Genomic DNA, 17577 nt, shown 5'->3' with positions numbered 1-17577 from the left:
CGTGACGCTCGAAGTTTAATGCAGGCTGCGCATACGCCGACGCTCGACCGATGACGGAATCCGCAAACTTTCACGATATTTCGCCACTGTGCGGCGCGCAATTTCGACATTCGATTTTTTCAATCGTTCTACGATCGCATCATCCGAGAGAATATCGTTTTCGGATTCGTGCTCGATCATCTGTTTGATGCGAAACCGCACCGCTTCCGCCGAGTGAGCGTCGCCGCCGCTGTGCGATGCGATAGAGGCAGTGAAGAAATATTTCAGTTCAAAGAGGCCGCGCGGCGTCGAAACATATTTGTTCGACGTGACGCGCGAAACGGTCGATTCATGCATGCCGATGGCGTCGGCGATCGCCTTCAGATTGAGCGGTCGCAGGTGTTCGACGCCATGCGCGAAGAAAGCGTCCTGCTGACGGACGATTTCGCTCGCGACTTTCAGAATCGTGCGGGCGCGCTGTTCGAGGCTCTTCGTCAACCAATTGGCGGTCTGCAGACAATTGGACAGAAAAGAGCGATCGACATCATTGGCTTTGGCGCGCGCGACGCGCGTTGCATAAACCTGATTGACGAGTAGGCGCGGCAAAACCTCGGAATTCAATTCGACATGCCAGGAGCCGTCGGGCAGGGCGCGGATGATGACGTCCGCGACGACCGGTTGCACGACCCCGCCGCCGAAGACACGGCCAGGTTTCGGGTCGAGGCGCTTGATCTCGGCGATCATGTCGGTCACGTCTTCCGCGCTGACGCCGCAAAGCTTGCGCAGACCCGCGTAGTCGCGCTTGGCGACCAGGTCGAGACGGCTGACGAGCATCTGCATCGCCGGATCGAAACGGTCTTTCTCACGTAATTGGATCGACAGGCATTCGGCGAGGTTGCGGGCGCCGACGCCGGCCGGTTCCAATGTCTGAATGACTCGTAGAACTTTATCGACACGCTCAAGCGGCGCGCCGAGTCGCAACGCGACCTCGGCCAGAGGGTCCATCAGATAGCCGGAATCGTCGATGGAATCGATAATCGCCTGGCCGATCACCCGTTCGACCGGATCTTTGGTGGCGAGCACCAATTGCGCGGAAAGATGCTCCCGCAAGCTGGTTTGGGCCGCGACATAGGCCTCGAGATTGGTCGCGTCAGAACTGTCGGACGCGGGGCCAGGGGCGCCGGACCAGGAGTTGGACGACAGCAGCAGCCCCTCGCCGGACGGGGCATGTTCGGCGGGCGTCGGGGGGCGGTCGTCATCGAATGTGTTGGACAGTTCGGTGCCGAGACTGGCTTCCAGCGTGCCGCGGTCGGTGGCGAAGGCCTCGGAGTTCCAGTCGACCTCACCGGCCTCGTTGAAATCATCGTCTCTGGCGGCCTCGGCGTGGTTGGTGTCAGCGGGAGAATCCACATCCGGCGCCTCTTCCGCGCGCTCCAGCAAAGGATTGCGCTCAAGCTCGTCCTGAACGAAGGCAGCGAGTTCGATGTTGGAAAATTGCAGAAGCTTGATCGCCTGGAGAAGCTGTGGCGTCATCACCAAGGATTGACCCTGGCGGAGGAGGAGCTTGGTCGTGAGCGCCATTACTCTTTACAACCCCCAAACACGGGTGACGGCTTTTTCGGCCCATTTTTTGCTTGTCTACTTTTATAGCACCTTTTGAGGCTTGTCTTCTCTCTAAGCTTGGCCGCAGCAGATATTTTTTATTAATTTTCGATCGATTTTTCCGATTGCGTGTCCAGCAGCGGCGCGGAATTTTCGCTCTGCGCAGGATAATCCACCGAAAGAAAATACAATCCGGCTGCCGGCGCGACCATTCCGCAGTGGCTGCGGTCGCGCGCTTCCAGCGCCGCTTTAAGATCGCCCCACGACCATTTGCCAGCGCCGACATGTTCCAGCGAGCCGACCATCGAACGCACCTGATGATGCAGGAACGCTCGTGCGCTGGCGTAAATCTCGATGAGGTCGTCGCGCTTGACGACATCGAGCCGGTCCAGCGTCCGCACGGGGCTTTTGGCCTGACATTGGGTGTCGCGGAACGTCGAGAAATCGTGCCGGCCGACGAGGACTTGCGCGGCGGCATGCATGGCATCCGCATCAAGCTTGCGCTTGACGAGCCAGGCCCGCCCGGCTTCGAGGGCGAGCGGCGGTCGGCGATTGATGATTCTGTAGACGTAATGCCGGCGGATCGCGGAAAACCGCGCGTCGAATGTATCGGGCACGTCTTCGACCGAAACGATCGCGATGCGGCCTGGCTTGAGATGCGCATTGAGCGCATCGCGTAGAATGGCAGGGCGCCAGTCGCGGGCCAGATCGGCATGCGCGACCTGACCGAGCGCATGAACGCCGGCGTCAGTGCGTCCGGCGCCGCGGATCGGGATTTGCGTTCCAGTGATCGCCGTCAGGGCTGCCTCGATCGCCGCTTGTACCGAAGGGCCATTTGCCTGCCGCTGCCAACCCACCAGACCTCTGCCGTCATATTCGATCGTGAGCTTGTAGCGGGGCATCAGAGCGTCGGACCGAAAAGTGCGTAGCGGTTTTCGGATAGGTCTGATGCGATTGAAGGGGCAAAAAGTGCGGGGCGATTCAATGTGAATGTCCACTGCTGGCTGAAGCGCCAAGCCGCATGCCGCGCGTCAGTCGCGCGCCGCGCAGGAAATCAGCCGCCTGCATCGGTGCTTTGCCAGCGCGTTGCACCTCCGAAAGCCGCAGCGCGTCGTGCCCGCAAGCGACGGTCAGCTCATCATCGAGGATCGTGCCGGCCGGACCTTGGGCCTCGATGACCCGGCCGCTTAGAACTTTGATCCGCTCGGCACCCTTACCGAAATCGGCAAGAAAAGCGGCGCCGGGAAACGGCGACAGCCCGCGAACCAGATTATGCACGTCGTTAGCGTCACGTGACCAATCGATCAGCGCCTCGGCCTTGCTGATTTTCTCCGCATAGATAACGCCAGTCTCCGCCTGCGGCGTAAAGATCAGAGCGCCACGGCCGAGGAGATCGAGCGCGCGAGTCATGAGGCAGGCGCCCAGCCGCGACAGCTCGTCGTGCAATTCGCCGGCCGTCATTTCCGGCCCGATCGGCACGCGTTCGGTTAGCGCGACTGGCCCCGTATCGAGCGTCTCATCCATGCGCATGACCGCGACGCCGGTTTCCCGGTCGCCGGCCATGATCGCCCGCTGGATCGGCGCCGCGCCGCGCCAGCGTGGCAGAAGCGAGGCGTGCAAATTGAGGCATCCCTTCGCCGGCGCATCGAGGATGGCTTTCGGCAGGATGAGCCCGTAGGCAACGACGACCGCCACATCGGCTTTGTGGCTGGCGAAGAGCGACGCGGCTTCCGCCGTCCGCAGGCTAGCGGGCGTGAAGACAGGAAGGCCCAGTTTCGTTGCCGCGACAGCAATCGGCGAGGGGAGGGTTTCGAGGCCACGCCGTCCGGCGGGCTTGGGCGCCCGCGTGTAGACCGCCGCAATATCGTGCCCATGCGCGGCAATCTCGGTCAGCACCGGGGCGGCGAAATCCGGCGTGCCCATGAAGATGACGCGCACGCGCTCAACCTTCCGATTGCCGCTTGGCCTCGGCTTCCGGCTCGCCCGATGCATCCTCGGCTTCGCGCTTGGCCGCCTTGATGAATTTCTTCGAGATCATCTCCCGCTTCAGCCGCGAGATGTGATCGATGAAGAGCACCCCGTTCAGATGGTCGATCTCGTGCTGCAGGCACGTCGCAAGAATGCCGTCCGCCTCGATTTCCTGCCGCTTGTTATCACGGTCGAGGTAGCCGACCCGGATCCGCGCCGGGCGCTCGACTTCCTCGTAAATCTCCGGGATCGACAGACAGCCCTCATTATACGTGGAGAACTCGTCGGACGTCCAAAGCACTTCTGGATTTGCGAAAGCCATGGGGTGGGCGCTCGCCTCTTCCTCCTGCCGTTTGGCGACGTCGAGAACGAGGACGCGCTTCATCTCGCCAATCTGGGTCGCGGCGAGGCCGATGCCTGGCGCCGCGTACATCGTCTCCAGCATGTCGTCCATGAGCACGCGGATTTCGTCATCGACAGCGGCGACGGGCTGGGCTTTCTGACGAAGCCTTTTATCTGGCAGAATGAGTATCGGTCTTAGGGCCATGGCGGAGAAAATTGAGCGGATTGAACGAACTTGGCCTCAAGACATAGGCGTCACGCCGCGCCGGGTCAATTTCAGGCCGTTCAAAGCGTTTTCGAGCGAAGTGGGGGTGGGTTCGCGTGAAGAAAACTCGTCAAGGTAAGAAACTCTAGGCGGCCTGCACCATCGTCAAAAAGTCACGCACCTGTTTGGCCAGAAGGTCCGACTGGTGCGTGAGGCGCGTGGCAAGATCCAGCACTTGCTTGGCTGCGGCGTTGGCATTGCCCGCGGCGTCGGTCACGCCGATGATATTCGCGGTTGTCTCGTGGGTGCCGAGTGAGGCCTGTTCGGCGCGCCGCGCGATCTCGCGTGTCGCGGCTTCCTGCTCCGCCACCGCGGTCTCGGCGGCGATCGCGATGGAACTCACCTGCTGTGTCGTCTTCGCGATGCTGGCGATGAACGAGGCGACATGTTGGGTCGCGGCCTGGATGCCCGCGACTTGCGCGTCGATTTCCGAGGTCGCCCGCGAGGTCGCGAGCGCAAGATTTTTGACTTCCTGCGCGACAATGGCAAAGCCACGTCCCGCTTCGCCCGCGCGCGCGGCTTCAATCGTCGCGTTGAGCGCCAGCATGTTGGTCTGCGCCGCGATATTGCTGATCAGCACGACGCTGCCGCCGATGCGCTCGGCGGCTTCGGAAAGACTATTCACCGCATCCTGCGTCTCATCAGCCTTGTCGGCTGCGTTCCGCGCAACCTGATTGGATTCATGGACCCGGGCGCTGACTTCACCGATCGCATGCGAAAGATGGTTGGTCGCATAAGCGACGGCCTGGACATGCGCTTCCGACTCGCGGGAGGCGATGGCCACGGCCATCGATTGCTTCGTCGTTTCCTCGGCGGACAAGGTCAGTACGTCCGAAGTGCTGCGCAAATCTCCGGCGGCGGCTGTGACACCGGCAACAATATCACCGACCGCATGTTCGAAGGATTTGGCGAGATGGCTGAGCGTGCGGGTTCGCTCGTCCTGGCCGGCTTCGAGATAACCGTCCATCGTGATGAGCAGATCGAGCATGGTGATGCGCAAATAGGCGAGTTGGAGCTTCGCCCGGCGTTGACGCAAGGAGAAGTCCCAGGGCTTGCGGGGCAAACGCAAAGCAATGGCTTCGAGAACGCGCGCCAGAATGAAGCTGCGGCCCCCCATTGAGAGCTGAAGATTGATTCCGAAATCGTTGCGCAGGCGATAAATGTTTGCGACCGAATCCGCGTAATCGTCTGCGAATCGCGCCTGCATCATAATTTCCCAATGACGCAGATATTTTTCGCGTGCGAATGCGACGCTGGCGGGATCGTTAATATACGACGATATCCCCAGAATTGCCGGCGCGGTTCGATAGAACAGGTCGAGCGCCGCGGTGAATTCCCTCGACAGAAAATCGCGATTGCGCCGGAGGATCGCGGCGCATTCCGCGTCGATCCCGTAAAATCGCCGGAGGTCGGCGAGCGAAGCTTTCAAAGACATCTGCACTTCCATCTGGAGCGCGCTAATCCTAGGAGGATTTTATTAAGCGAGCCGTAACGCAGTGCGAAAACCCTGCCGAAACCGCATCTTGCGATGTGGATGCCGCAATCAAGCACCGCTTGTCCTCGAAAATCTGTTCCGCCTTCGTTCACACGCATTCCGTGATCTGGTAGGAAGGCATATGAGTCAGATTCTCTTTGTTGCATTTGGAACGCCGGTTTCCGTCGCGATATTGGCGATGAGCCTCTCCGGATTGGCGTTTGTTCTGCTTGTCTTGACGCTGAGTCTTGGCGCAAGCGGACGCCGCCGCGACGCGGCCGAGGCGGTGGCGCGACAGGCGGATTTGCAGGAAAAGCTCGCCGACCTTGCGCGCGCTCACGCGGAAGTGACGGGGCGCGTGCGCAGCATGGGCGAGATTCTCGGTTCGCGGCAGGCGGACCTTGCGCGCTTTGTTGCCGAGCAACTCGAATCGGTCGGCTCGCGCGTCGGCCGCAGTCTTGAAGATCAATCGCGCAATTCGAGCGAGAGCCTCGGCAAGCTCAACGAGCGCCTGGCGGTGATCGACGCGGCACAGGCGCGACTCACTGGCCTCACCGAAGAAGTGATCGGCCTGAAGGATATTCTTGCAAACAAGCAGGCGCGCGGTGCGTTCGGCCAGGGACGGATGGAGGCGATCGTCCGCGATGCGTTACCGGGAAACGCCTATGAATTTCAGTACACGTTGTCGAACCGTTGCCGCCCGGACTGTGTGATTCGTTTGCCGGGCGATGATCGCGTGATGGTGGTCGACGCCAAATTTCCGCTCGAAGCTTTTGTCGCTTTGAAAGACGCGCAGGATGGCGAGGCGCGAAAGATTGCGGCCGCGCGGGTTCGAGCCGATGTCGGCCGGCATATCGCCGATATCAAGGAACGTTATTTCGTCGCCGGCGAAACACAGGACATCGCCATTCTCTTCGTGCCTTCGGAATCGCTCTACGCAGACCTCGCCGAACATTTCGAGGACGTCGTGCAGAAGGCGCATACCAACCGCATCGTGATCGTCTCACCGTCGCTGCTTGTGATGGCCGTGCAGGTGATGCAGGCGCTGGTTCGCGATGCGCGCGTGCGCGAACAGGCGCATATCATCCAGGTCGAAGTACGGCGGCTGGTCGAGGATGTCGTGCGGCTGCGCCAAAGGGTCGGCAAGCTCAGCGCGCATTTTGGCCAGGCGCAAGAGGATATCGCTGGCATCGTCATTTCTGCCGATAAGATCGCCAAGAGCGGCGAGCGCATTGATATGCTCGACTTTGAGCAAAGCCCGTCAGCAAAGCCGCAAGCGGAGTTCGCGCTGGGCGGTCTCGGCAAAGCGGCGGAGTGAAAGCCGGCATCGGGCCCCCGAGTTTCGTAAGCAGGGCGGTGAAGGATAGCGGCGCAAGATTCCAGCCCCTCACGTATGTGGGGCGCTCGAACCGAGGGTGCTACTCCCTCTTCAATTGATTAGCCGCGGCTAACACTTTCGGAAATTCGGCGCAGAGCCGCGCGGGGCTGGTCCCGTGCTGCCGGGCGGCGAGACGTCAGGATGTTGCCCGCTTGTAACTACGCGGATGGGAAGCCGATAGATCGGTTGACCTCAGCCTGGCCAATCTTACAAGCGCGCTAGAGCTTCGTGCATTCAAGTTGGTCCATATCCGGCAGCATTGAAGTAGTTTCTGCATTCCTCGGGCTGGAAGAGGTCGCAGATTTGGCCGATAGCCCGCCAAAGACCGTCGATGGTCCTGATGGCGCGAGCGCGTAGGTGGGCTTTGAGTTTGGCGAAGGCCATCTCGATCGGATTGAGATCGGGGCTGTAGGGCGGCAGGAAGAGGATCCAGGCACCGCGGGCACGGATGGCTCTCTCGGCGGCTGCGCTTTTGTGGGCCGACAGATTATCCAAGATGACGACATCGCCCTTTTCGAGGGTCGGCGCGAGTTCTTTCTCGACATAGGTCTCGAAGATGCGTCGGTTCATCGGGGCGTCGATGACGAAGGGCGCGGTGAGGCCATAACAGCGCAGGCCGGCGACGAAGGTCTGGGTTTTCCAATGGCCGAACGGCGCCTTGGATCGCAGCCGGCGTCCTTTGAGGCAACGGCCGCGTGGGCGCGTCATCTTCGTGGTGGTGCCGGTCTCGTCGATGAAGACGAGACGCTGCGGCTCAAGCCGCATCCGAGGTTGGCGCGTGTTCATCCATTCGTCGCGCGCCTGTTTGACGTCAGGACGATCTTGCTCGCTGGCCAGCAGGGTTTTTTTGACGCTGTAGCCGTTGCGAATGAACCAGCGCGAGATCGAAGATGGATCGACCCGCGTCCCCGTCGCCGCGGCGAGTTCGCCCGTCAGTTCCGGCATCGAGATATCGTCCTTCTCGGCGACCCGGGCCAGCAGAAAGGCGCGATGCGGTTCGAGCTTGGCATGGCGCCGCCCTCCGCTGGGCTTGGGCTGCAAGCTGCCGCTCCTGGCGTAGGCCGTCATCAGCTTCACCACAAAGGAGACAGAGACTTCGAAGTGAGCCGCCGCCGCATGCCGTGACTGACCCACTTCGACAAACCGAACAACGCGTTCACGCAAATCGAGCGAATAGGCCTTCGGCATCGCAAATCACCTCCGAACGGAAGTGAATCACGAGCCTCCCTCAAAGGGAATCCCTCGATTCAATCTGAATGCCCGACGCTCTAGGTTGCGGCAAAAACGCAAAAAAAACGCCGGCCCTGAGGCCGGCGTTTAGGATTGTTTCTTTGAGAGAGATCAGAACTTCACGATGACGTCGCCACCGATCGTGACTTGGTCCGATTTCGTTCCGAGTACGCCAGGAGCCGCAATAGGGGCGTCGAACGGTGTAGTACTATTGAGCGACGCGTCGTAGCGAACTTCCGGCCGGAAAATCACCGACTTGATGAAGGGGATCGACGACGGCAGCGTCGGAGTGATGTTAAGGCCGGCGGTCAATTCGAGATAGGTGGTCGGGGCCTGAGAAATACAATCGCTACAGATACCGCGCTGAGCATTCACGAAGGAGAAATTTCCCGGAAAGCCTGTGGCATAACCACCGGCGTTGTCACGCCATACTTCGGCGCGGCCGTTGATTTTCAGCCAGTCCCAAGCGGTCTGATAGGAGATGTAACCGACGGCGCCATAGGTTTCGTCGTTGGGGAAAAGGTCATTCTTGGTATAATTACCTTCACCCGTGATGGTGATCTTGTCGGTGGCGTTCCATGTCACGACGAGGTCGTTTTCAAAGACCAGCGCATTGTTGGCGGCGTCATTGAAGGACGGCGTACCGGGGATGCCAGCGCCGTTTTCTGGACCGATGTGCGTCGTCGCCAAAACCGTGACCGAGCCACCGAACAGCTTGTTCAGGCCGATACCGCCTTCGAAGGCCGGTGCGTCATTGTTGTCGCCGTGATAGGCGACCAGCGTCGTCGATTGACCGCTCGACACTGCCGTATAGATATCAAGTGTCGGGTTGATGTGCGTAATCGCCAACACGCCGAAGTCTTCGAAGGGCTCCGGGTAGTTGAAGATATACGAGTGCGAATAGAACAAATTGCCGGCCGGATCGATGACTTCGGCGCCTTCCAGCGTCGGCCACTCACCGAGTTTGAAGTCGATACCGCCCGGGGTAAGCCAGGGCGTATGGACAGCCACATTGGCCTGCAGGAAGCTGAACTGGTACTTGGAATTGATCCAATACGCGTCCTGCCCGAGGTAATGGGTGAACCGCGCGTCGGTACCAAACTCGCCCTGGATCGTGAAGCCGACGTCATAGCCAGCCGAGCCAATCGCCCGCGAAACCGTGAACAGTCCGGCGTTCAGCATCGGCTCATTGGCCGTTTGGTCGAACAGGCGACCCCAGTTCTCACCGCTGCCGGGGCTATCCGGGTTGCCCATGATGCCGGCATCGATTTCGCCGCCGTAGGTGATGGTCGACCACCAGGTCGGTGGCGGCGCGGGCGGAGCCTTGTCCGTCGGCAGATCGGCGGCCGCAGCGACCCCGCTTGTTACGCCGAGGATCGTGCCCGCACAGAGCGCCGATATGAGTGAAGATCTGCGCGAAAAAGACATTTCTGTTGCCCCCAAAAGTACCCATTTTCTAACGTCTCAAAACTACACAGGGGCGAGCGCCGATCAATCGAAGTTCGCTGTTTCTTCTTGCTTTTCAGGGGGGCGGTGCTTTCGTGCAACGGATAGGCGCTTATCGCGCCAAGTTGCCTGAGCAAACGGCAGATTTTGCGCGGATAATAGTCGTCAGCGCCTCGTTTTTCTTAAAGGGATACTAAGTTTTCCAGAGAATAGGCGCGATCGATTCGAATAGAGGCGGCGATTGCAGCGTTGCGCCGCAGCGACTCGCGCCGCGAGTGGCCTATTCTCTCCCTGCATTAAGGTCTATAAGGCCCGCCAGTGACCGCGCCGCAATAATTGCAATATAGGCGCTCGTCTTCGGGGCGCCGAGTAAGTCTCGGCTGGCAGTTTCAATGGAAATTCGCGAATTTTTGGATCGTGCGGATATCGTTCCGCAGCTTTTCTCTACCGACAAAACGCAAGCGCTGCGCGAACTTTCGCGTCGGGCCAGCGTCGCCCTCGGGATTCCACAAGAGACGATCTTGGGTGCCATCACGGCGCGCGAGAAGCTTGGCTCGACCGGCCTCGGGCAGGGATTCGCCCTTCCGCACGCGCGAATCGACGGGCTAAGCCGCTTTTACGGTCTTTTCGCCCGGCTCGGCCGACCAATTCCCTTCGAGGCCGCCGACGAAAAGCCGGTCGATCTCATCTTCTTCCTGCTGATTCCGGCGAATTCGGTGGTCAATTACGTCACCGTCCTCGCCTCAATCGCGAGGCGGATCCGGGATCAGGACATCGCCAAGCGGCTGCGTCTCGCCAACGATCCCGCCGTCCTGCACGCGCTTCTGACAAGCGGCCCCGAAGACGTCTGAACTGACCGAGCTGGATTACGCGCTTTCCTTCGTCCGCACGGCGCGCTTGCGCTCAGTCGGGTCGAGTATCGCCTTGCGCAGGCGGATCGACTTCGGCGTCACCTCGACGAGCTCCTCGTCCTCAATGTAGGCAAGCGCACGTTCCAGTGGCATCTTGATCGGCGGCGTCAGACGCACCGCTTCATCCTTGCCGGCAGCACGGATGTTGGTGAGCTGCTTACCCTTGAGGACGTTGATCTCCAGGTCGTTGTCGCGCGTATGCTCGCCGACGATCATGCCACGATAGACCTTCTGACCCGGCTCGATCATCATCGGGCCGCGGTCTTCGAGCTTCCACATCGCATAGGCGACGGACTCGCCCTGGTCATTGGAGACGAGGACGCCATTGCGGCGGCCGGCGATTTCGCCCTTGTAGGGCGCGTATTCATGGAACAGCCGGTTGAGGATCGCGGTGCCGCGCGTATCGGTCATCAGTTCGCTCTGATAGCCAATAAGACCGCGCGTTGGGGCGTGGAAGACGAGCCGCAGCCGGTCGCCGCCAGACGGTTTCATCTCGATCATCTCGGCCTTGCGTTCAGCCATTTTCTGCACGACGACGCCGGAATGCTCCTCGTCGACGTCGATGACCACTTCCTCGATCGGCTCGAGAAGTTGGCCCGATTCGTCCTTCTGCAGCACGACTTTCGGCCGCGAGACGCCAAGTTCGAATCCCTCGCGGCGCATCGTCTCGATCAGAATTGCGAGCTGCAATTCGCCGCGGCCTGACACGATGAAGGATTCACCGCTCGGCGAATCCTCGACGCGCAGCGCGACATTGCCCTCCGCCTCTTTCGCCAGACGAGCGCGGATGACGCGGCTTGTGACCTTGTCGCCTTCGGTGCCGGCCAGCGGCGAATCGTTGACGAGGAAGGTCATCGAAAGGGTCGGCGGGTCGATCGGCTGCGCCTGCAGCGGCTCTGTCACGTCGGGCGCACCGAGCGTGTCGGCGACGTTGAATTTTTCAAGGCCTGCGATGGCGACAATATCGCCAGCTTCCGCCTCGTCGATTGGCGTCCGCTCAATCCCGCGGAAGGCGAGAATTTTCGACACGCGGCCCGTCTCGACGACATTGCCCTTGCGGTCGAGAACCTTCACCGACTGATTCGGCTTGACGCTGCCCGCGAACACCCGGCCGGTCACGAGTCGTCCGAGATAGGGATTAGCCTCCAGCAGCGTGCCCAACATGCGGAAACTGCCTTCTTCGACGGTCGGCGGCGGCACATGCCGCAGCACCATGTCGAAGAGCGGGGCCATGTCTTCTTTCGGGCCTTCCGGGCTTTCCGCCATCCAGCCCATCTTGCCGGAGCCGTAAAGGATCGGGAAATCAAGCTGTTCGTCGGTCGCGTCCAGCGCGGCGAAGAGGTCGAAAACCTCGTTGATGACTTCGGTGACGCGCGCGTCGGGGCGGTCGACCTTGTTGATCGCCACGATGGGCCGCAAGCCGATCTTCAGCGCCTTGCCGACGACGAATTTGGTCTGCGGCATCGGCCCTTCCGAGGCGTCGACAAGCACGATAGCACCATCAACCATCGACAGGATGCGTTCGACCTCACCGCCGAAATCGGCGTGGCCGGGGGTGTCGACGATATTGATTCGGGCGTCCTTCCAAGCGACTGAGGTCGCCTTCGCCATAATGGTGATGCCACGCTCTTTTTCGAGATCGTTGGAATCCATCACGCGCTCGGCGACGCGCTGATTTTCGCGGAAGGCGCCGGATTGGCGAAGCAATTGATCGACGAGAGTCGTTTTGCCGTGGTCGACGTGGGCGATAATGGCGATATTGCGCAAGTTCATTGAAATCTCAAATCCAGCGTTCAACGCGCGCGCCGCGCTGCGGCAGGATCGCGCATGGGTATGACACACGTATTTCTACGGAAAGTCGCGGGCGGAAAGGCCAACCCGGCCCCCAACATATGGTGGGCCCTTTCGCAATTGCAGCATCACATATACGAATCGGATTGATTTGGAAACTGGTGGCAAAACCGTCTCAGGGGTTGGCGTCGTCTTGGTGAATATTGAAACGCTGGCTGCGCTGGGGGCGGGGGCGGGTATTGCTGGTTTTGTCGATACGCTCGCCGGGGGCGGCGGCTTGATCACCGTCCCGTTGCTGCTGCTGACCGGGCTACCGCCGTTACAGGCTCTTGCCACCAACAAGCTCCAGGGCACGTTCGGGACCCTGTCAGCGACAGCCGTCTTGTTGCGGAAGGGCCAGATTTCTGTCGGCGAGATCCAAGCGGGTTTCGTTGCCGCCTTCGTCGGCGGGGCCCTCGGGGCGCTGGCGGTCAAGATCGCCAACGCAGCGGCGCTCGATATTCTCATTCCTCTCGTCCTCGCCACGATCGCGCTCTATTTCCTCTTTGCCCCGCGGGCAGCAGAGGTCGGCGGCGAGGCGCGGCTCAGTCGGGCGGCTTATCTTCGTTCAATTGTGCCGGCGATCGGCATCTATGACGGCTTTCTGGGGCCGGGCACCGGCTCTTTCTTTGCGCTCGCGGGTGTCGCCCTGCGAGGCGAGCCACTGCTCAAGGCCACGGTCGCTGCGAAAGTGTTCAATTTCGGCAGCAATCTCGGCGCTTTGGTTCTCTTTCTCCTCGCCGGAAAGGTGGTTTGGGCCTTTGGGGCGGTGATGATCTGCGGCCAGATTTTGGGCGCGACGGTCGGCTCGCACGTGATGATCCGCGGCGGCGCACGTCTGATCCGGCCGCTGATCGTTTGCGTCTGCTTCGCGATGCTCCTCCGCTATGCCTGGCAGAAAGGTTATCTGCCTGTCCTCTAGCCCCATAGGCGCTCCGTGATTGACGTCCGCTTTGTCGCGCGCGAAAAGTGGGCAGGGATTGCGGAGCGATGCAGAATCTTCCAGCCGATTATGAGAAGACGCCGAGCGGGCCGCCGCTGCTCGAAACGACCGTGTTCGCCCGTATCCTGAGTCACGACCCGGAGCTGGCGCTGACGAGCCTGCTCTTCGATGACGGCGAGTTGCGCCTTCCGATGGTCGATCTGCCGGTCGGCAGCAGCGTCGTGGTGAAGATCGATGCGCGCGATGTTTCGATCGCGCTATCTCGGCCGATGGATGTTTCGATCACCAACCGTCTGCCTGGTGCGATTGACGAGATCGAATTTCTGACACCGCCCTATGTCCGCGCCACGTTCAGCCTCGGCAAAACGCGGCTGCATTCGCTGATCACCCGCGAATCGGTCGGCAGGCTGGCTTTGGTGCCGGGGCTCAAGGCCTGGGCGATGATCAAGGCCGTGGCCATTTCCGGCCGTGGCGTCAGGCCAGATCGCGCCCCGCGACCACGCTCCTGGCCTTCGGATCGAAATTCCAGTCGAGAGACGCCGTAACTTCCGCGAGCGACTTCTCAGCCGAAGCCCCGGCGTGGCGCTCGATTGACTGGTATAGCGCGACGAGCCGCTCGCCAAAGGCGGTGATTTCGGCGCCGCTGCCGCGCCGGCCGGGATAGGTCGCGATGACCGTACTCTCAAACGTCCGGTTCAGCGCGTCGACGACCAGCCAGCATTTGCGATAGGAGAGGCCAAGCGCGCGGCTGGCACCGATAATCGAGCGTTGCGCACGGATCGCGTCGATCAGCAGGATTTCTTCGCGGCCGAAAACTCCGCCATTGGGAAAATTGATTTCCACACTGACCCGCGCGGCAGCTTCCCCGTCCATATCCTGTTCCAATCCTTCGCAGGGCCCCAGTGTAACGAACTCGAGCGTGCCTGTCGCTTGCCGTATCGAGCCTATATCGCCGCGGCTGGTGCGAAAGCGCACGGAACTGCACAGGATAGATGGGGTTAGGAGGGCGTGCATGAAAGGTTGAGACCATGTCGATCGAAGCCCTCTATCCCAGCCGCCGCCATCCGCAGCACGACAATCCGCTGCTTCGGCGCGAACGCCGGCAACAGCGCGTCATCGCCGCTTTGGCACTGGGGTTTTGCATGATTTCGATGGCAGCTCTGCGGATTTCGCCAAACGAGGCGGTCGCAGAGGCGCGTAAGCCCGTTGTCCAGAAAACTGTAGTTGTCGAGACGCCGGTCCATCACCACATCCGGGTCATCCCACTATACAACATCCCGCCCGAGCAACGTGGCGGCGTGTTTGCGGATGAGAATTAGTTTCCGGTTCCGGCCGACCCCAGTATGATGTCCGCCGTGGCCCCACCCCGGCAAAGCTCATGAACGTGATTTCCGAAAATAAAATCTCGCAAGCGGCGCTCGACAAGCTCTTCGCCGCCGCCCTTACGGCGCGCGAGAACGCGTATGCGCCTTATTCGCATTTCGCTGTCGGCGCGGCGGTCGCCACGCCAGACGGACAGATCTTTGCCGGCGGTAATGTCGAAAACGCTGCCTATCCGGCCGGATGCTGCGCCGAGACGGGGGCGATTACCGCGATGGTCGCCGCGGGTGGCCGGCAGATCTCCGATGTTCTCGTCGTGGCGGATTGCGATCGTGGAATTCTGCCTTGCGGGTCGTGTCGTCAACGCATTGCGGAATTTGCGACCGAAGATGCCGTCGTGCATAGCGCCGGACCAGACGGCGTGCATAAGAGCGTCAGATTTGCCGCGCTTTTGCCGGAGGCTTTCGATCGCCAGACGTTGGAGAGCGAACCTGCTAGAGCCGTTTGATCGATGTAATTTCGCCCGCGCCTTTTTGCAGGATACGCGCGCGGGCCTCAGCCAATGTTTCCGATGCGACAAGCATGTGATGGCCGTTTGCGTGCAGCAGCGTGCGCGGATCGCGCATGATGCCGACGTGGCCTTTCCAAAAGATGAGATCGCCGCGTTGCAGATGTTCGAGCTTTTCGTCGATGGACAGCGCGTGGCCGAGCGCGGTTTCCTGTAGATCGGTGTCGCGTGGCGCGGCATGGCCCGCTGCCGCGAGCGCGATTTGCACGAGACCGGAACAATCAATACCGAGGCTCGTTTTACCGCCCCAGAGATAAGGGCTGCCGAGATAATCTTCCGCCACGGCGACGAAATCAGCGGCCATGTCGCTGAGCGGCGCGAGATGTGTGGCGAAGACAAAGCCACCGTTCGCAAGCCGAGTGAAATCATTCGTTGTCTCGCCGACGCGCAAGGCCGCGCCGCGTGGCAACGCGCCCTGGAGGGGCAATTTCATATTTGCCGCGGGATACACAAAAGTACGATTGACGATGACGCCATGCGTCGGCGCGGATTCTTCCTCGGCCAGAGCATCGCGCGACATGTAGCCAACGTAATTGTCACTCGCGAGTTGCACCCAGGCCCAGCCTTCGTGCTCATCATAAAGCGTCACCGCTTCGCCAAAGAGCACTTGGGTATCGATCGGCGCCTCGACGGTCGGCGCACGACGCAGATCGGCAATCTCTGCACGAAGACGCATTTTCCTGCCTTCGACAAAGTGCGCGGCTTCGAACTTGCCGCGTAAATGCGCGGCAGCGAGATCGGGCCGCGCCGGCGTCAGTCGCGCATCGAAGCTGCTCACGACGCGCGCGCTCCGTAGCGGCTCTCGAGTAGATCGAAGAGCAGCCGCGCGACCTGGATTTCACCACCTTCGGGCCGACCCGGTTTCGCGCTCGGCGTCCAGGCGTAGATATCGAAATGCGTCCACGATTTCGTCTTTTCCACGAAACGTTTCAGGAAAAGCGCGGCGGTGATCGAGCCGGCAAAGCCGCTGGTCCCGCTGTTGCTGACATCGGCCGTCTTGCTGTCGATCAATTTGTCATACGGCGCCCAGAGCGGCAGCCGCCAGACGGGGTCGTTCGCCGCGTGACCGAATTTCGCGATTTCGACCGCGAGAGTTTCATCCTCGGTATAGAAGGGCGGCAGATCCGGGCCGAGCGCGGCGCGGGCGGCGCCGGTGAGCGTCGCGAAGTCGAACAAGAGTTCGGGCGCATCTTCATCAGCAAGCGTCAGCGCGTCGGCCAGGATCAGCCGACCTTCGGCGTCGGTGTTGCCGATCTCGACGCTCAGGCCTTTCCGGCTTGGATAAATATCACTTGGCCGCATGGCGCTTGCGGAAATTGCGTTCTCGACGATCGGCAGCAGCACGCGCAGCCGGATCGGCAGGCCACGGTCCATGATGAAATGCGCCAGCGCCAATGCCGTCGCCGCGCCACCCATATCCTTCTTCATCAGGATCATGCCGCTCGACGGTTTGATGTCGAGGCCGCCGGTGTCGAAACAGACGCCTTTGCCGACAAGCGTCACTTTCGGCGCGTCTTCCGGTCCCCATGAAAAATCGACAAGTCGTGGCGGCTTCTCCGCCGCGCGGCCGACGGCATGGATCAGCGGAAAATTTTCCTTCAGCAGATCGTCGCCCAGTGTGATCGCAGCTTCAGCACCGAATTGCGCGGCGAGTGTTACCGCCGCCACTTCGAGTGCGTCGGGGCCAAGATCATTTGCCGGCGTATTGATGAGATCGCGCCCAAGCGTCACGCCGGCGGCAAGGGTCTTGATCCGTGCGACATCGATATCGCCCGGCGGCACGAGGCGCGGCTGATTCTGTTTCTTCTTTTTGTAGCGATCGAATCGATAGGCGGCGAGAGCCCAGGCGAGGACGGCAAGCGACGTATCATGCGGCGCATTAGCAAAACGATAGACGCCCGCCGGCAGCGCGGCGACGAGTTTACCGGGCAGGAACGGATCGCGATGATGCGCCGATTGAGCTTCAAGTCCGAAGAGCACGCTCGCAATCCGGCCGTCGGCGTCCGGAAGAATAAGACACGCGCCCGGGGTCGGCTCGAATTTCGAACTTTTGGCAAAGTGCGCGGCGGGCGCCGGCAATTCCGCAGCAATGTCGGTCCAGGTCTCCCGCGTGACGAAATAAATCGGCGCCGTATCGGCGGGCGGGGAGCTGTCGAAAAAGGGCATCAGGTTCTCCGTGCGAGCGCCAGAACTTACGCGAAGCCATGTCCTCACGCAGCCCGTTAAAGCGCTGGTTAGGCTTCTTAACGCTTTATTAGGGTTAACTTTTTATTTCTAACAGGCGGTAGGAATAGAAAGGTCTGGCGATGCGCAGGTCTAGC

17 protein-coding genes are annotated in these 17577 nt (G+C 60.9%); 6 read left to right on the top strand and 11 right to left on the bottom strand.

Annotated features, from left to right (window positions below; genetic code table 11):
• Window positions 1-15: 15 nt before the first annotated feature.
• From rpoN to WDN02_RS00325, 5 genes are all read right to left on the bottom strand, one after another.
• Window positions 16-1560, bottom strand: coding sequence for an RNA polymerase factor sigma-54 (gene rpoN, locus WDN02_RS00345; RefSeq protein ID WP_337291607.1), 1545 nt, complete (start codon window positions 1558-1560; stop codon window positions 16-18).
• Between the two features lie 122 nt (window positions 1561-1682).
• A complete protein-coding gene (gene truA / locus WDN02_RS00340; protein ID WP_337291606.1) occupies window positions 1683-2483 on the bottom strand; it encodes a tRNA pseudouridine(38-40) synthase TruA in 801 nt (266 codons plus the stop codon).
• Window positions 2484-2562: 79 nt separating this feature from the next.
• Window positions 2563-3519, bottom strand: a complete 957-nt coding sequence (gene fmt, locus WDN02_RS00335) for a methionyl-tRNA formyltransferase (RefSeq protein ID WP_337291605.1) — start codon at window positions 3517-3519, stop codon at window positions 2563-2565.
• Window positions 3520-3523: 4 nt separating this feature from the next.
• Window positions 3524-4096 carry a peptide deformylase gene (gene def / locus WDN02_RS00330; protein WP_337291604.1) on the bottom strand — a complete coding sequence of 191 codons (573 nt, stop codon included), beginning with the start codon at window positions 4094-4096 and terminating at the stop codon, window positions 3524-3526.
• A 145-nt stretch (window positions 4097-4241) separates the two neighbouring features.
• On the bottom strand, window positions 4242-5591 hold the full coding sequence (locus WDN02_RS00325) for a globin-coupled sensor protein (RefSeq protein WP_337291603.1): 1350 nt from the start codon (window positions 5589-5591) through the stop codon (window positions 4242-4244).
• A gap of 181 nt (window positions 5592-5772) precedes the next feature.
• Here WDN02_RS00325 and rmuC point away from each other — a divergent pair, with 181 nt between their 5' ends.
• Window positions 5773-6948: a DNA recombination protein RmuC gene (rmuC, locus tag WDN02_RS00320; protein WP_337291602.1), complete on the top strand. Its 1176-nt coding sequence runs from the start codon at window positions 5773-5775 to the stop codon at window positions 6946-6948.
• A gap of 294 nt (window positions 6949-7242) precedes the next feature.
• Here rmuC and WDN02_RS00315 read toward each other — a convergent pair whose 3' ends face one another.
• Together WDN02_RS00315 and WDN02_RS00310 are read right to left on the bottom strand one after the other, a co-directional pair.
• Window positions 7243-8196 carry an IS630 family transposase gene (locus WDN02_RS00315; protein ID WP_337291601.1) on the bottom strand — a complete coding sequence of 318 codons (954 nt, stop codon included), beginning with the start codon at window positions 8194-8196 and terminating at the stop codon, window positions 7243-7245.
• 153 nt (window positions 8197-8349) lie between these two features.
• Entirely contained in the window at window positions 8350-9666 is a 1317-nt protein-coding gene (locus WDN02_RS00310) for an outer membrane beta-barrel protein (RefSeq protein WP_337291600.1), read from the bottom strand.
• Between the two features lie 410 nt (window positions 9667-10076).
• Between WDN02_RS00310 and WDN02_RS00305 the strand changes: the two genes are divergently transcribed.
• A complete protein-coding gene (locus WDN02_RS00305) occupies window positions 10077-10535 on the top strand; it encodes a PTS sugar transporter subunit IIA (protein WP_337291599.1) in 459 nt (152 codons plus the stop codon).
• Between the two features lie 15 nt (window positions 10536-10550).
• On the opposite strand, the gene typA is transcribed toward WDN02_RS00305, so the two are convergent.
• Window positions 10551-12368: a translational GTPase TypA gene (gene typA / locus WDN02_RS00300; protein ID WP_337291598.1), complete on the bottom strand. Its 1818-nt coding sequence runs from the start codon at window positions 12366-12368 to the stop codon at window positions 10551-10553.
• A 214-nt stretch (window positions 12369-12582) separates the two neighbouring features.
• Here typA and WDN02_RS00295 point away from each other — a divergent pair, with 214 nt between their 5' ends.
• Both WDN02_RS00295 and WDN02_RS00290 read left to right on the top strand, forming a co-directional pair.
• A complete protein-coding gene (locus WDN02_RS00295; protein ID WP_337291597.1) occupies window positions 12583-13347 on the top strand; it encodes a TSUP family transporter in 765 nt (254 codons plus the stop codon).
• Window positions 13348-13415: 68 nt separating this feature from the next.
• Window positions 13416-13913: a TOBE domain-containing protein gene (locus tag WDN02_RS00290; protein WP_337291596.1), complete on the top strand. Its 498-nt coding sequence runs from the start codon at window positions 13416-13418 to the stop codon at window positions 13911-13913.
• Here WDN02_RS00290 and WDN02_RS00285 read toward each other — a convergent pair.
• Window positions 13843-14241, bottom strand: coding sequence for a ModE family transcriptional regulator (locus tag WDN02_RS00285; RefSeq protein WP_337291595.1), 399 nt, complete (start codon window positions 14239-14241; stop codon window positions 13843-13845). The two genes, WDN02_RS00290 and WDN02_RS00285, sit on opposite strands and share 71 nt — an antisense overlap.
• 155 nt (window positions 14242-14396) lie before the next feature.
• On the opposite strand from WDN02_RS00285, the gene WDN02_RS00280 reads away from it, so the two are divergent.
• Both WDN02_RS00280 and WDN02_RS00275 read left to right on the top strand, forming a co-directional pair.
• A complete protein-coding gene (locus WDN02_RS00280; protein WP_337291594.1) occupies window positions 14397-14687 on the top strand; it encodes a hypothetical protein in 291 nt (96 codons plus the stop codon).
• 59 nt (window positions 14688-14746) lie between these two features.
• On the top strand, window positions 14747-15196 hold the full coding sequence (locus WDN02_RS00275; protein WP_337291593.1) for a cytidine deaminase: 450 nt from the start codon (window positions 14747-14749) through the stop codon (window positions 15194-15196).
• Here the strand turns inward: WDN02_RS00275 and WDN02_RS00270 are convergent.
• Window positions 15183-16034: an NlpC/P60 family protein gene (locus WDN02_RS00270; RefSeq protein ID WP_337291592.1), complete on the bottom strand. Its 852-nt coding sequence runs from the start codon at window positions 16032-16034 to the stop codon at window positions 15183-15185. The genes WDN02_RS00275 and WDN02_RS00270 overlap by 14 nt on opposite strands.
• Complete coding sequence (locus WDN02_RS00265) at window positions 16031-17422, bottom strand: leucyl aminopeptidase family protein (RefSeq protein WP_337291591.1); 1392 nt, start codon at window positions 17420-17422, stop codon at window positions 16031-16033. The genes WDN02_RS00270 and WDN02_RS00265 overlap by 4 nt, the downstream gene beginning before the upstream one ends.
• Window positions 17423-17577 lie beyond the last annotated feature (155 nt).

The sequence above is a fragment of the Methylovirgula sp. genome (assembly GCF_037200945.1).
In the GTDB taxonomy this organism is placed as follows: domain Bacteria; phylum Pseudomonadota; class Alphaproteobacteria; order Rhizobiales; family Beijerinckiaceae; genus Methylovirgula.
This window is presented reverse-complemented; position numbering and strand designations above follow the sequence as displayed.